We start from the raw sequence: 14,124 nt of genomic DNA, 5'->3' as shown, positions 1-14,124 counted from the left end.
CGGCGGGGCAGGAGGAACCCTCTTCCCGACCAGAGAGGACCGGATGGGCGACACGGCGGCGGAATGCGAGCGGGTGGCCAGGCAGGCGCTCGGCCTGACCGACCTGCGGCCCGGCCAGCTCCGGGCGATGACGGCACTGGCCGAGGGCAGGGACACGCTGGTGGTGATGCCCACCGGGAGCGGCAAGTCGGCGATCTACCAGGTGCCGGCGTTGCTGCTGCGCGGCCCGACCCTGGTGGTCTCGCCGCTCATCGCCCTGCAGCGCGACCAGGTCGAGGCCCTGCGCGACCGCGACGAGGAGGCGGTCAGCCTGGACGCGGGAACGCGGGCCGCCGAGCGGGCGGAGACCTTCCAGGCGCTGCGGGCGGGGGAGACGGAGTTCCTGTTCTGCGCGCCCGAGCAGCTCGCCCGTCCCGACGTCCTGCGGGAGCTGGCGGCCGCGGCCCCCTCGCTCATGGTGGTGGACGAGGCCCACTGCGTCTCGGCCTGGGGGCACGACTTCCGTCCCGACTACCTGCGGCTCGGCGCGGTGGCCGACGCGCTCGGCCGTCCGGTCGTCGCGGCGCTGACGGCGACCGCCGCCCCGCCGGTACGGGCGGAGATCGCCGAGCGGCTGGGCATGCGCGCGCCGGTGGAGATCGTCCAGGGGTTCGACCGGCCCAACATCTCGCTGGAGGTGCGCCGGGCGCTCGACGACCCCGCCGACGACATCGTCACGACCGTCGCGGCGGCGAAGAAGCCCGGCATCGTCTACACGAACTCGCGCAGGCAGACCACCCGCCTGAGCGAGCTGCTGACCGAGGCCGGCGTACGGGCCGCCGCCTACCACGCCGGGCTGCGCCGGGCCGAACGGGACACGGTGCACGACCGGTTCATGGCCGGTGACCTGGACGTCGTGGTCGCGACCAACGCCTTCGGCATGGGCATCGACAAACCGGACGTGCGATTCGTCCTGCACGCCGAGATCCCCGGCTCGCCGGACGCGTACTACCAGGAGATCGGCCGGGCGGGCCGGGACGGCGAGCCGGCCGACGCCGTGCTCTTCTACCGCCCCGAGGACCTGGGGGTGCAGCGCTTCTTCACCGGCGGGACGCCCGACGAGGAGCTGCTGGCGCGGGTCGCCGAGGCGGTCGCCGAGTCCGGCCCCGGCAGCGACCGCAAGGGCCTGGCCGAACGCGCCGGACTGTCGGCCCGGCGCCTGACGGCGCTGCTGGACCTGCTGGAGAGAGCCGGCGCGGTACGGCTCGGCACCCGCAAGGTCGACCCCGTGCCCGGCCTCGACCCCCGGGCGGCGGCGAGCCGCGCCAGGGAGCTGGCCGAGCGCCGCCGCGACGTCGACCGCAGCCGGCTGGAGATGATGCGCCGCTACGCCGAGACCACCGACTGCCGCCGGCGTTTCCTGCTCGGCTACTTCGGCGAGGAGCTCGCCGGCACCTGCGGCAACTGCGACACCTGCCGCGCCGGGACCGCCGAGCAGACGTCCCCGGAGGGCGGCCCCTTCCCGCTGCACGCCCGGGTGGAACACCGGGCGTGGGGGCCCGGCCAGGTCATCCAGCGCGGCGAGGACCGCCTGACCGTCCTGTTCGAGGACGCCGGATACCGAGAGCTCCAGCTCGACGTGGTCCTCGAAGAGGGCCTGCTCACCGAGATCCGGACCACCGGGACACGCGGACCGGCCTAGCGCCGCGCCGGGCCCGGGAAACGCAGGATCCAGCGGCGTTGCCACGGCGTCTCGACCGCCCGGGGGTGGTGGTGCTCGCGCGTCCAGGCGACGGCGTCGGCCGGGTCGAGACCGGCCAGGACGGCGAGGCAGGCGACGACCGTGCCGGTGCGGCCCACGCCGCCCCCGCAGGCCACCTCGACCGCCTCGCCCGCCCGCGCCCGCCGGTGCAGGTCGCGGATCCCCTCCACGGCCGCGTCCCGGTCGCGGGGCAGCAGGAAGTCGGGCCACTCGATCCACGCGTGCGGCCAGCGCAGCCCGTCCTCGTGGCGGCGGGTGAGCCGCGCCGACCCGAGGTAGAGGCCGAAGCCGGGCGCCGGGCCGTCCGGCAGCGGGTGGCGCAGGCCCCGGCCGCGGATCCAGGAGCCGTCCGGCAGCCGGAAGGCGCCCGCGAGCGGCGGCTCGCCCGTCGTGCGTTCCGTCGGAGTCGTCACGGATCCTCCTGGTGCTCTCAGGGGCCGGCTCAGCCCGCGGTCCCGCAGAATACCTTGACGGCCATGCCCATGATCTCCGCCGTGGACGGGTTCCTGGTCGAGGGGTTGAGCGACAGGGTCAGCGACTTGCCGGAGTCCGAGCGGAACGCGAACGTCAGGTAGCCGATCAGCTCCCCGCTGTGCCCCCACACCGTGCCGCACGGCAGCGCGTACGCCTGCAGCCCGAGCCCGTAGCGGAACCCGGCGCCCGTCTCGACGGTCGTGCGCATGGCCTTCAGGGACGCGGCGCTGGTGAGCCTGCCGCCCAGCAGGGCCGACATGAACCGCTCCAGGTCCGCTGCGGTCGAGATCATCTCGCCGGCGGCCCAGTCCAGCGAGGGGTTCATCCGGGTGGCGTCCACGAGGCCGGGCATCGGCTCGTACCCCTTGGCGTGGGGGGAGGGCAGGCCCGCCCGGTCGCCGGGGACCAGCGTGTGGCGCAGGCCCAGCGGGCGCAGGATCCGGCGGGCGACCTCCTCGCCGTACGTGCGGCCGGTCAGCTTCTCCACCAGCAGGCCGAGCACCACGTAGTTGGTGTTGGAGTAGTGCCATCTGCCGTCGTCGGGGAGCTTCTTGGCGAAGGCCACCTTGAGCAGCTCGCCCGGCCGGTAGGAGCGGAAGCGGGCCTCGCCGCGCCAGCGGTTGGTGGAGTAGCCGGGCTCGCTCATGTAGTCGTACAGGTGGCTGGTGTGGTCGAGGAGGCCGCGGACCGTGATCCGGTCGCCGCCGGGCACCAGGCCGGGCAGGTGGTCGCCGATCGGGTCGTCCAGCTTCAGTTTGCCCTCGTCCACGAGCTGGAGCACCACGGTGGCGACGAAGGTCTTGGTCACGCTGCCGATCCGGAAGTAGCCGCCAGGCGAGGGGCGTCCGCCGCGCTCGACGTCGCGGACGCCCGCCGAGCCGGACCAGGTGCCGCGCTCGTCGGTGACCCGGGCGAGGGCCGCCGTCGCGCCCTTCCCCGCCACGATCCCGGCCAGCTCCTTGCCCACTCCGGCGCCCGGCGCGCCCGCCGCCATCGTGGCCGCCACCAGCACGTTCATCATCGTCTGCATCATGCGGTCAACGTTAGGAAGATCGGCCGTACGGCGGAATGCGGTGCTCCGCCCAGTCCTGCTGCGGAAAACCACAGGCCGTCGTGAGGGGGGTTGTCCCTACCTCGGGTTGGCGTGCTGGCGTACTGATGCGGGCGAATTCTTCGCAGATAGCGTGTTTTCATCGTAATCACGCACTGAAATGGATAAATCAGTTGTTTAGTAGGAAATCGCTAGGTCGTGTCCTGGGTCGTTCCGCCGTCGTCGCCGTGGCGGGCGCGGCCTGCCTCGCCGTCACCGCCGGCGGCGCCGGAGCGATCGTCAACGGCGGGAAGGCCACGGAGGCGTACCCGTTCATGGCCTCGATCCCGATCTCGGCCCCGGCCATGGGGCTCACGGACGGCGTGTGCGGAGCGGCGCTGATCGCGCCGCAGTGGGTGGTGACCGCGGCCCACTGCCTGGACATGGGGATCGGGTCGATCCCGAAGGGGACCGTCCGCGTCGGCAGCGACCAGCGCAAGTCCGGCGGGGAGGTACGCGAGATCGCCCAGGCCGTGCTCCACCCCCGCTACTCCCAGAACACGCCCAACAGGAACGACATCGCCCTGGTCCGCCTGGACCGTCCCGTCACCCAGAAGCCCGTCCCGATCGCCGCGCGGCCGGGACGGCCCGGCACCCCGACCCGGATCATCGGCTTCGGCGTCACCGAGTCCAAGCCCGACCCGGCCGACTGGAAGATGTCCCCGCGGCTCAACCAGCTCGACACGCGCCGAGGCGCCCCGTCCGAGTGCGGGCCCGGATACGCGAGCGGCACCCGCCTGTGCACGGTCAGCCGGGTGCCCAAGGCGATGGCGTGCAACGGCGACTCCGGCTCCCCGCAGCTTCAGCGGGGCAGGAACGGCCGGTGGGAGCTCATCGGGGTCACCTCCGGGCCCGGGGCCAAGAGCCCGTCCTGCGCGGAAGGCCCTGGCCTGTACACCAGCGTGCCGGCGTACGCGGAGTGGCTCGACCGGACGATGCGCGCCTACAGCTGACCGGCGGGGCTGCACCGGCGGTTGAGGGCCGCCCGCCCGGTGGCCCGGCGCCGCCCGCCGCAACCGGCGCGAAGCTTCCGGGAGCGGTTCAACGACGGCCTTGAAGTCATGAGAACCGAAACGGGGCCCGCGCACGGGACACCGCCCCCGCCCCCACTACCGCCACCGCACGCCCGCATGGCGCAGGCGCGCGGATGAGCCGCGCGCAGGACGTCCCCGCCACCTGGCGGGAACTGCTGGGACGGGAACATCTCGGGGCCGCCGTCGTGACGGCCGGGGGAGTGCTCGCCGGCGCGATCAACATCTACCTGGCGGCCGGGCTGCTGCCGACGGCGGTGGCCGAGCTCGGCGGGGCGAGCTTCTACGCCTGGAACATGACGGTCTACCTGGTCGCCATGGTGATCGCCACCATGCTCACCGCCCGGTCGCTGTCGGCGTGGGGGACCGTCGGCTCCTACCTGGCCGGGTTCGCCACCTTCACCGCGGGCTCGCTGGCCTGCGCGGTGAGCCCGGCGATGGCGGTGCTGCTGGTGTCGCGCGGGGTGCAGGGGCTCGGTGCGGGGCTGCTGTCGGGGCTCGGGTTCGCCGTCGTCCGGTCGGCCCTGCCGGCCCGGCTCTGGACGCGCGGCGCCGGGCTCATGTCGGCGATGTACGGCGTCGGCAACTTCGCCGGACCGGCGCTCGGCGGGCTGTTCGCGCAGTTCGGGGCGTGGCGGCCGGCGTTCGCGGCGATGGCGGTGATCGGGGCGGGCTGCGGCCTGGTCGTCCCGCGGGCCCTGCGCGGCCGGGGCGACGCGCCGCGCGACGGCGGTGCCGGCCGGGTGCGGGCGCCGGTGGGCTCGTCGATGCTGGTGACGGCGGTCGCGGGGGCGGTGAGCGTGGCGGCGGTGGTCACCGGCACGCTCGCCAAGACCGCCGTCCTGGCGGTGGCGCTGGTGGCGGCCGTGGGGTTCGTCGCGCACGAGCGGCGCAGCGAGCACAGGGTCCTCCCGGCGGAGACCTACCGGCGGGGTTCGCCACTGAAGTGGGTCTACCTGACGATCGGGGTGCTGGCCTTCGGCGTCGCGGTCGAGTCGTTCCTGCCGCTGTTCGCGCAGCGGCTGGCCGGCCCGCTGCTGCTCGCGGCCGGTCTGCTCGTCCAGGGGCTGGTGCAGCGTACGGACCCGCCTGGATGGCTGGTGCCGGCCTGGGCGCCGGTGCTGTTCGCGGCCGGCGCGGGGATCGGCCCGGCCTACCCGCACCTGTCCGTGGCCGTGCTGACCGGCACGCCCGACCCGGCCGAAGGCGGCCGGGCGGCCGCGGCGATCGCCACCGTGACCAGCCTGTCCGTCGCGTTCGGCACGGCGGTCGCCGGCATCCTGGTCAACCTCGGCGGCGCCTCCATGCTCGACTCGGCCCGGTACGTGCTGTTCGGCTTCGCGGCCCTCTGCGCGACCGGCGCCCTCACCGCCCACCGGGCCGCGCGGCGGGAGCGGGACGATGGACTCTCCCCCCGTGGGAGGCGGCAGGCTGCCTGACGGGGCCGGTCCGGCCGGCGGCCCCGCGCCAGGCGATCGGACCGGCCAGAGGAGAGCGACGCATGACCATCGTGGAAGGCATCGAGGCTCGCGGCATGGAGCACTGCGAGACGACGGCGCTGGGGGTGCTGCTGCGCCACCAGGGGCTCGACCTGTCCGAGCCCATGCTGTTCGGGCTCGGCTCGGGCCTGTCCTTCGTCTACTGGGACGCCAAGGGCATGGACGTCCCGTTCCTGGGCGGCCGGGTCAAGCCGTTCGAGCTCACCAGGAACCTGGCCACAAGGCTCGGGCTGACCCTGGACGTGGCCGAGACCGGCTCGTCCCGCAAAGCCTGGGAGAACGTGGCCGCCCGCATCGACGGCGGCCTGCCGGTCGGCCTCCAGCTCGACAGCTACCATTTGGACTACTTCAGCTCGAAAGTCCACTTCGGCGGCCACGTCGTCGCGATGTACGGCTACGACGAGCGGCAGGCGTACCTGGTGGACACCGCGCAACAGGGCGGCGCGGTGCGGACGAGCCGGGACGCCCTGGCCGCGGCGCGGGCCGAGCGCGGCCCGATGACGGCCAGGAACCGGTCCTTCACCCTCACCCTGCCGAGTAGGCCACCCGCTTGGCGGGACCAGGTCGTCCCGGCGATCAGGGCGTGCGCCGAGGCGTTCCTCGCCGCGCCCATCGCCAACCTGGGACACCGCGGCATCGACAAGGCCGCCCGCCTGGTGCCCAGGTGGCTGGACCGGGTGGCCGAGCCCGCGCGTGACCTGCCGTCGGTCGCCCTCCTCATGGAGAAGGGCGGCACCGGCGGCGGCCTGTTCCGCGCCCTCTACCGGGACTTCCTCGGCGAGTGCGCCGCATTCGTCGACGACGACCGCCTGCGCGCCGGCCACCGCCTGTACGCCGAGGCCGCCGCCCTGTGGACGGACGTGGCCGCCCTGCTCGCCAAGGCCGGCGAGGGCCGCGAGGCGGCGTGCCTGGACCAGGCCGGGGCCGTCCTGCACGACCTCGCGCGCATCGAACGGGACGCCATGCAGACCCTGCGCGACCTGTGACAGCGGGCCCGGGCCGCCTAGGCGCTCTGCGCGACCTGTGACCGCGTACCGCTAGAGCGACGCCCGGTCGAGGGCGGTCAGGCTGTCGGCGCGCAGCGACGGGAGGTCGTCGAGCACGGCGTCGGCCGCGCGCCGCCCGGACACCAGCGCCCCCTGCAGGGAGCCGGTGTCGCGGTGGTCGCCGCACACGTACAGGCCGGCCCGCAGCCGCACCGGCCTGCGCAGCGGGTACGGCGGCCGCATCGCCGGCAGCGCCGCCGGCACCTGGTACGTCGCCACGTGCTCCCAGCCGGACGTGTCGCCGTAGATCTCGGTCAGGCGGCGGCGGACCGGGCGTTCGTCGTCGGCCAGGCCCAGGACCGACGTGGACACCAGCGCCCGCCCGTCGGCGGAGTACCCGGGCGCCGCGTCGGTGAGCACCAGCGTGTCGGTGACGGCCCCCGTGGCGTCCACGACCTGGATCGGCTCGCGCATGGGGGAGCGGGGCGCGGCGTGGTAGAAGGTGGTCACCGCGCGCATCTCCGGCGTCTCGATCTCGCTCAGCAGGCGGCCCGCGGCCCCCGGGTCGGCGGCCACCACCACGGCCCGGCCCCCGACCGTGGCGCCGTCGGCGAGCCGCACGCCGCCGGGGCTCACCTCGGTGACGCGGGCGCCGAGCGTGACGGTGCCCGGCGGCAGCCGGTCGGCGAGCCGGCGCGGGATCTCGCCCATGCCCAGGGCGGGCACCGCGATGGTGCCGCGCGCGAACGACCGCCAGAACAGGTGGAAGATCCGGCTGGAGGTCTCCAGGTCGCGTTCCAGGAGCACCCCGGCCAGGAAGGGACGCATCAGGCAGTCGATCATCCTCTCCGACATGCCCCAGGCGCGCAGCTCGTCGTCGGTGCGCCGGTCGGGCCCGCCGCGCAGCCGGGACGCGGGCAGCACCAGGTCGCGGGCCGTGAGGGCGGCCAGCACGGCGTCGTCGCGCGGCGTGCCGAGGCCGGTCAGCAGCCCGCTCAGCGCGTGCCTGGGATGCCGCCACGGCAGCATCACCCTGGCCCGGGCCCGCGTCCCCTGGACGATCACGCCCGAGGCGAACGGGCGCAGGTCGAGCGCGTCCAGGTCGAGCAGCCGGCGGGCCTCGGGGTAGGCGGTGTTGAACACCTGGTAGCCGCGGTCCAGCCGGAACCCGTCCACGACGTCGGTGCGCACCCGGCCGCCCACCCCGTCGGACGCCTCCAGCACCCGTACCGGCACGCCGGCCTCGTGCAGCCGCACCGCGCAGGCCAGCCCCGCCATCCCGGCCCCCACGACGATGACGGCCCCCGCCGTTCTCCGCTCGTTGTCCATGCCAGGGGCCCTACCCGCGACCTCGCAGCTCAGACCCGGCGACCGTACGGCGATCATGATCCGGTGGGGGCGTACGGCGGCGGACGGGGCCGCCGGCGCGTACGGTACTCGCGGGGGAACCGGGGATCCGGCGCCCTCGTTTGTCCCAGGGGATCTGCTCCGCCGAACGAGGGGTGAGAATGCTGAGGGTTCCTCTCAAGGGCTCCTTCCGCTACATCCACGAGCCGCTGCGCCACGACGAGCAGTCGATGCCGCTGCTGGGGAACGCCGAGCTCGTCGACGAGCTGAACCAGCGGCTCCACTGGTCGCGCGGAGGCACGTTCCTCATCACCGGATTCCGCGGCGTGGGCAAGAGCACGGTCGTCATGCGCGCGGTGGCGGAGATCGCCGCCGGCCGCCCCCGCGACGAGCTGGTCGTGCCGGTCTCGCTGAACGTCGCCCGTCCCATGACCCCCGACCAGCTGCTCTTCGCCGTGGTCCGGCGGACCTACGAGACGCTGCAGGACCGGCGGGTGCTGCAACGCCTCGACGCGGCCGCGCGGCGCGCGTTGCTGCTCGCGCACGTGCGCACCTCGTTCGGGCTCAAGCAGACGCAGACGGACTCCTCCGAGCGCACGGCGACGTTCAACGTCGGCATGGGCCCGGCGGCCAAGAAGCTGACCGGGCCGGCCGGCTGGCTGAGCCCCAGCGGCAGCCTGTCCGGCAAGCGCACCCACGCCCTGGGGCTGGAGGCCTCCTACCTGACCTACTCCGAGACCGACGTCGAGCACGACCTGGCGCGCATCATCAACCTGCTGGCCCGGCAGCCGGCGCGGCGGCGCGGATGGCGCCGCTGGTCCCGCGGGCCGCGGCGGGTCCATCTGATCATCGTGCTGGACGAGGTGGACAAGCTCACCGCGAGCCCGTCCGGCCTCGACGAGATCGAACGGCTGCTGGGCAGCCTGAAGAACACGCTCACCACGCAGGGCGCGCACTTCCTCGTGGTGGCCGGCCCCGACCTGCACGACCACGTGGTCAGGGACACCGGCCGGGGCAACAGCGTCTACGAAAGCGTCTTCGCCTGGCGCTGTTACGTCCCCTGCTCCTGGGAGGCGCCCGGCCGCCTGCTGGAGGCGGTGCTCGACGAGCGGCCGGCCGAGTTCGAGCAACTGGCCCGCTACCTCCGCTTCAAGGCGCGCGGCATCCCCCGCCGGCTGCTCCAGGAGTTCGGCGAGCTGGTCAGGTGGGAGGGCGAGCGGCCGTTCCTGGTCATCGGCGACCAGGACGAGCAGCGCGTCGCGTTCTACGCCCGGCTGGAGGAGCTGCTGGAGCTGTTCTTCCGGCAGAGCGGCCAGGACCGGCTGTTCCGGGTGCCGATCGACGAGGACCGGTGGCGGCTCACCGGCTACTACATCGTGGACTGGATCCTGCGCAGGCAGGGCGACACGTTCACCGCGCTCGACATCGTCGGCTCGGCCGAGCAGCCCGAGCTCGACCCGCTGCTGCACGTCGGACGGGCCGGCGTCGACCGGCTGCTGCTGCACCTGGAGGTGCACGGCGTGCTGACCGTGGCCCGCGACCCCGGCAGGCCGGACGCGACGAACTACGGCGGGGACGCCGACGCGCGGCTGGTGTCGTACAAGCTCGCCGACGGGCTGAAGAACACCCTGCTCGGCATCGCCCTGGGCAACGAGGGCGAACGGGCCGCGCTCGACATGTTCCTGCGCGTCCCGTCCCGCGACGTCACGGTGGTCCCCACGCGGCAGGCGAGCCCGGAGCCGGCCGGGGTCGAGTCGGTGCTGCGGACCGTCGGCACCCGGTACGAGCTGGTCGAGTTCATCGGCGAGGGCGGCCAGAGCACCGTCTACCGCGGACGGGACATCGTGCTGGCCCGGGACGTGGCGGTGAAGGTGCCACGCCGCTTCCCGTCCGGCACCCCCCACGGGGAGGCGCGGCTGCGCAGGGAGGCCGCCATCGCCATCCAGCTCGACCACCCCAGGATCGTGCGCACCTACGACGTCGCCCTCGACGACGAGGGCCGGCCGATCCTGGTGATGGAGCTGGTCGAAGGGCGCACGCTCAGCGAGGTCGTGCGCCAGCAGGGCCCGCTGAGCCCCGCCGACGCCGTCCGCCTGGGCGTCCAGATCGCCGAGGCGCTCACCTACCTGGACGGCCGCCGGGTCACCCGCATCGACCTCAAACCATCGAACATCATGATGAAACCGTCGAAGGACGCCGTCATCGTCGACTTCGGCATCGCCAAGAGCAGGGAGGCGGCCGAGATCACCAGCCCCGGCGACTCCATCGTCGGGACGCCCGCGTACATGTCGCCCGAGGCCGTGCGGAACGAGGTGGTGGACGTCAGGTCCGACCTCTACTCGCTCGGCGTGCTCCTGTACTTCTCGCTGACCGGGCAGTCGCCGTACCCGGGCGAGAGCAGCATCCCCGCCGTCATCGCGGCGATCCTGGGCGGGCGGGTCGACCTGTCGGCGCTGACCGGCCTGCCGCACCTGCGGGAGATCATCGCCAGGGCGACGGCGAGCCGGCCGGACGACCGCTTCCAGCACCCCGCCGACCTGCTGGCCGCCCTGGCCGGCACCCCCGAGGGCCGGGCGCTCCACCTGCCGGACACGCCCGGTCCCGTCCGGCGGCCCGAGGAGGCAACCGTCCCGCTGCCGGACGTCGCCCGGGACGACGTGCAGGTCTACGGCGTCGACTGCAAGAAGGGACACTTCAACGATCCCCGCGTGGCCGCCTGCGCAGTGTGCGGACGCGCGCTCAAGCGCACGCTGGTGCCGCACAAGGGCCCGCGCCCGCCGCTCGGGACGCTCGTCCTCGACGACGGGACGACGCTCCGGCTCGACGCCACCTATCTGCTCGGCCGCTCGCCGGAGACGGCCCCCGAGGTGGTCGCCGGCCGGGCCCGCCCGGTCAAGCTGGCCGACCCCGAGAGCACGGTCTCCCGCCACCACCTGCGGGTCAAGCTCGACGGCTGGGACGTCAACGTGATCGACCTGGGCTCGGCCCACGGCACCCGCCTGCGCATCCCCGGCGAGGCCACGGCCCACGACCTCCCGCCGGACGAGCCGGTGACGATCCGGCCCGGCGCCACCGTCACCCTCGGCCGGTCGCGCTGGATGCGCCTGGAGAACGAGCAGCCGGGCGCGCCGGCCGACGGCCCGCGCGGTGACCGCATCGGCCCCTACCGGCTGCTGCGCAGGCTGGGCGAGGGCGGCACCGGCGTGGTGCACCTCGCCGTCGATCCGGGCGGCAGGCAGGTGGCGATCAAGGCGCTGCGTCCCGAGGTGGCCGGCGACACCCTCGCCCGGCGGCGCCTGGCCCAGGAGGTCGAGGCGATGCGCCTGGTCCGCGACGACCACGTGGCCGAGGTCCTCGACGTGGACGTGACCGGCGACCCGCCCTACATCGTGACCCGGTACGTGCCCGGCGTCTCCCTGACCGAGCTGGTCGGCAGGGACGGGCCGCTGGAGGTCGCCGCCCTGATCCGCGTGGCGAAGGGCATGGCGCAGGCGCTGGCCGCCATGCACGCGGCGGGGGTCGTCCACCGCGACCTGAAGCCGAGCAACGTGCTGCTGGTGGACGGCGACCCCGTCGTGATCGACCTGGGCATCGCCCAGGCCGTCGACTCCACCAGGCTCACCATGACGGGCATGTTCGTCGGCACCCCCGGCTACCTCTCACCGGAGATCATCTCGGGGGAGCGGGCGGGGCCGCCGGCCGACGTGCACGCCTGGGGCGCCGTGCTGCTCTTCGCGGCCACCGGCCGGCCCCCCTTCGGCACGGGCTCGTTCGAGAAGGTCTTCTACAACATCGTGGAGAGCCGGGCCGACGTGGAGGCGGCTCCCGTCCTGCTGCGCCCGCTGCTGACCGGCGCCCTGGCCAAGGACCCCGCCCTGCGGCCGACCGCGGCCGAGCTGATCGGCCGCCTGGCCGAGTTGGAGAGGGACCCGGCCTGACCCCGCTGTGCGTTACGCCCAGCCGTAGACGGACCTGACGGCCTCGGCGACCTCGTTGACCAGCGCCGCGTCGTTGCCGTTGGCCAGCACGGCGTAGCCCGCGCCGAGCTCCGGGTAGCCCTTGAACACCGACCTGAAGCCGTAGTTGGAGCCGTCGTGGGTGTAGGAGAAGTTCCGGGTGCCGGAGCCGGCGACGAACAGGCCGCGTCCCATCCCGGGCTGCGGGCCCTCGGTGAGCAGCGAGCGCACCGACGCGCGGGTGAGCGGCCCGGCGATGTCGCCGGTGGCGGTCCAGGCTCGGTTGAGGTACGACACCAGGCGGCACAGGTCGAGCACGTTCGTGTAGAGGCCGGCGGCGGCGGACTCGGGATACCGGTTGTGGCCGCCCGGGACGACCGTCCCGGAGGAGGTGTGGCCGGAGGCGAGCTCGAAGGCGGGGGAGAGCGCGTACGAGCTGCCCGCCATGCCCAGCGGGGCGAACACCTCCTGGCTCATGTAGTCGGCCAGCGACCTGCCGGTCAGCTCCTCCACCATGCGCTGGAGCAGCACGTACCCGGCGCCGGAGTAGTGGTACTCGGCGCCCGGCTCCGTGGACAGCTCGATCCTGGGGGAGTTGCCCTCGCCGTTCATGATCTGCAGCAGTGACGGGACCGTGGCGGCGGCGCCGTACCCGGCGAAGCCGCCGCCGCCGGCGTCGAAGCCGGAGCAGGCCCCGGCGGGCGAGGTGGAGCCGCGTCCGACGACCCCGGCGCGGTGCGTCAGGAGCTGCTCGACGGTCGGCGCCGCCGTCGGTGACACGCACGACCGGGCTGGCAGCGTCCAGCCGAGATGCGGGCGGACGTCGGCGGTGAGCGCGATCTTGCGCGTCTGGAGCAGCCGCAGCACACCCACCGCGGCCACGGCCTTGCTGATGGAGGCGGCCTGGAACGCGCTCTCCGGATGCGCGGCGGGGGCGCCGCCGGCGGCGAGCCGGCCGTAGCCGGTGGACCAGGCGATCTTGTTGCCGACGACCACCGCGACCGCCACGCCCGGCGTCTTGTACGCGCTCATCCGCTGCCAGATGGTCGAGCCGCCGACCGCGTTCTCGAACTGGCGCACCCGGTCGGCGGGCAGCGCGGGCGCCTTGCCCCGGGAGCACAGCGCCCAGCCGCCGCCCGGCGCGAAGGCCAGGTTGTGCAGCTGCCAGCCGCCGCCGGCCAGGGTCTTCATCTTCGCGAAGCAGGCGTCGTCGATGCCGCGGGCGTGGAACTCGTCCTGCGCGACCAGGGCCCAGCCGCCCGCCTTGGGGAAGGCGACGCGGGTCAGCCGGCGGCCGCCCTGGGTCAGGTTGCGCATCATCTGGTAGCACTCGTCGTCCACGCCGCTGGCCTGGAAGGCCCCGGACGCGACGACCGTCCAGCGGTCGCCGCCGGCGGGCGGGAAGGCCACGTCCACGACCTGCTGCCCGGCGGTGTAGTACGCCTTGATCCGGCTGAGGCACGCCGCGGGCAGCCCGCGGGACGACACGCCCTTGTCGGTGGTGATCACCCAGCGGTCGCCGCCCTCCGGCGGGAAGGCGACGGCGTTGACCTTCCGGCCGGCCTTGACCAGCGCTCCCAGCTCCGTGAAGCAGGCGTCGGGGATGCCGCGGGCGAAGTACCGCCCGTCCTGCGTCACCATGACCCAGCCGCCGGACGGCGTGAAGGCGAGCGCCGTGACGCCGTAGGGAGCCAGCTCGGCCAGCTTGGCGTGCGCCTCGGAGGTCAGCCCTGCGTCCGCGAACGGGTAGGCCGCCGCGAACGCGGGCCCGGCGGGCACTGTGGCGGCCGCCAGTCCGGCGACACCGGTCAGGGTGAGAAAACGTCTCCTGTCCACAGGGCTCCTCGGTCAAGGCGGGGCGAAACACGGTGATCTTGGCAGAGATGCCCGCCCAGGGCCAACCGCGACCGGCTCCGGCGCGGGCCGGAGGTGTGCCTGGATCGCGCTGGAGGGCCTCCGCCGCCGTTCAGGGCCCGCCCTGCTTGCCTCCATGATCGGAA

9 protein-coding genes are annotated in these 14,124 nt (G+C 74.1%); 5 read left to right on the top strand and 4 right to left on the bottom strand.

What is annotated here, in order from left to right; genetic code table 11:
• Nucleotides 1-43 precede the first annotated feature (43 nt).
• On the top strand, nucleotides 44-1,681 hold the full coding sequence (locus tag ACIBST_RS02270) for a RecQ family ATP-dependent DNA helicase (protein WP_397168341.1): 1,638 nt from the start codon (nucleotides 44-46) through the stop codon (nucleotides 1,679-1,681).
• On the opposite strand, the gene ACIBST_RS02265 is transcribed toward ACIBST_RS02270, so the two are convergent.
• Nucleotides 1,678-2,154, bottom strand: a complete 477-nt coding sequence (locus tag ACIBST_RS02265; RefSeq protein WP_397168339.1) for a protein-tyrosine phosphatase family protein — start codon at nucleotides 2,152-2,154, stop codon at nucleotides 1,678-1,680. The two genes, ACIBST_RS02270 and ACIBST_RS02265, sit on opposite strands and share 4 nt — an antisense overlap.
• Nucleotides 2,155-2,183: 29 nt before the next feature.
• Nucleotides 2,184-3,248 (bottom strand): serine hydrolase domain-containing protein, encoded by a 1,065-nt coding sequence (locus ACIBST_RS02260; RefSeq protein WP_397168338.1) that lies wholly within the window; start codon nucleotides 3,246-3,248, stop codon nucleotides 2,184-2,186.
• Nucleotides 3,249-3,493: 245 nt separating this feature from the next.
• On the opposite strand from ACIBST_RS02260, the gene ACIBST_RS02255 reads away from it, so the two are divergent.
• From ACIBST_RS02255 to ACIBST_RS02245, 3 genes are all read left to right on the top strand, one after another.
• Nucleotides 3,494-4,258, top strand: a complete 765-nt coding sequence (locus tag ACIBST_RS02255; RefSeq protein WP_397168336.1) for a S1 family peptidase — start codon at nucleotides 3,494-3,496, stop codon at nucleotides 4,256-4,258.
• Between the two features lie 194 nt (nucleotides 4,259-4,452).
• Complete coding sequence (locus tag ACIBST_RS02250) at nucleotides 4,453-5,775, top strand: MFS transporter (protein ID WP_397168335.1); 1,323 nt, start codon at nucleotides 4,453-4,455, stop codon at nucleotides 5,773-5,775.
• A 62-nt stretch (nucleotides 5,776-5,837) separates the two neighbouring features.
• Nucleotides 5,838-6,821: a BtrH N-terminal domain-containing protein gene (locus tag ACIBST_RS02245; RefSeq protein WP_397168333.1), complete on the top strand. Its 984-nt coding sequence runs from the start codon at nucleotides 5,838-5,840 to the stop codon at nucleotides 6,819-6,821.
• Between the two features lie 51 nt (nucleotides 6,822-6,872).
• On the opposite strand, the gene ACIBST_RS02240 is transcribed toward ACIBST_RS02245, so the two are convergent.
• Nucleotides 6,873-8,150: an NAD(P)/FAD-dependent oxidoreductase gene (locus ACIBST_RS02240; RefSeq protein ID WP_397168332.1), complete on the bottom strand. Its 1,278-nt coding sequence runs from the start codon at nucleotides 8,148-8,150 to the stop codon at nucleotides 6,873-6,875.
• A gap of 179 nt (nucleotides 8,151-8,329) precedes the next feature.
• Between ACIBST_RS02240 and ACIBST_RS02235 the strand changes: the two genes are divergently transcribed.
• Complete coding sequence (locus tag ACIBST_RS02235) at nucleotides 8,330-12,106, top strand: protein kinase (RefSeq protein ID WP_397168330.1); 3,777 nt, start codon at nucleotides 8,330-8,332, stop codon at nucleotides 12,104-12,106.
• Nucleotides 12,107-12,118: 12 nt separating this feature from the next.
• Here ACIBST_RS02235 and ACIBST_RS02230 read toward each other — a convergent pair whose 3' ends face one another.
• The gene (locus tag ACIBST_RS02230; RefSeq protein ID WP_397168329.1) at nucleotides 12,119-13,960 is read right to left on the bottom strand and encodes a serine hydrolase domain-containing protein; all 1,842 of its coding nucleotides are present in this window, start codon (nucleotides 13,958-13,960) and stop codon (nucleotides 12,119-12,121) included.
• Nucleotides 13,961-14,124 lie beyond the last annotated feature (164 nt).

This window comes from Nonomuraea sp. NPDC049684, assembly GCF_044465345.1.
Classification (GTDB): Bacteria; Actinomycetota; Actinomycetes; order Streptosporangiales; family Streptosporangiaceae; genus Nonomuraea.
This window is presented reverse-complemented; position numbering and strand designations above follow the sequence as displayed.

Excerpts from the sequence above, each read along its gene's own strand:
- ACIBST_RS02270 (WP_397168341.1), top strand. The coding sequence starts at position 44 with ATGGGCGACACGGCGGCGGAATGCGAGCGGGTGGCCAGGCAGGCGCTC.
- ACIBST_RS02260 (WP_397168338.1), bottom strand. The coding sequence starts at position 3,248 with ATGATGCAGACGATGATGAACGTGCTGGTGGCGGCCACGATGGCGGCG.
- ACIBST_RS02250 (WP_397168335.1), top strand. The coding sequence starts at position 4,453 with ATGAGCCGCGCGCAGGACGTCCCCGCCACCTGGCGGGAACTGCTGGGA.
- ACIBST_RS02245 (WP_397168333.1), top strand. The coding sequence starts at position 5,838 with ATGACCATCGTGGAAGGCATCGAGGCTCGCGGCATGGAGCACTGCGAG.
- ACIBST_RS02240 (WP_397168332.1), bottom strand. The coding sequence starts at position 8,150 with ATGGACAACGAGCGGAGAACGGCGGGGGCCGTCATCGTCGTGGGGGCC.
- ACIBST_RS02235 (WP_397168330.1), top strand. The coding sequence starts at position 8,330 with ATGCTGAGGGTTCCTCTCAAGGGCTCCTTCCGCTACATCCACGAGCCG.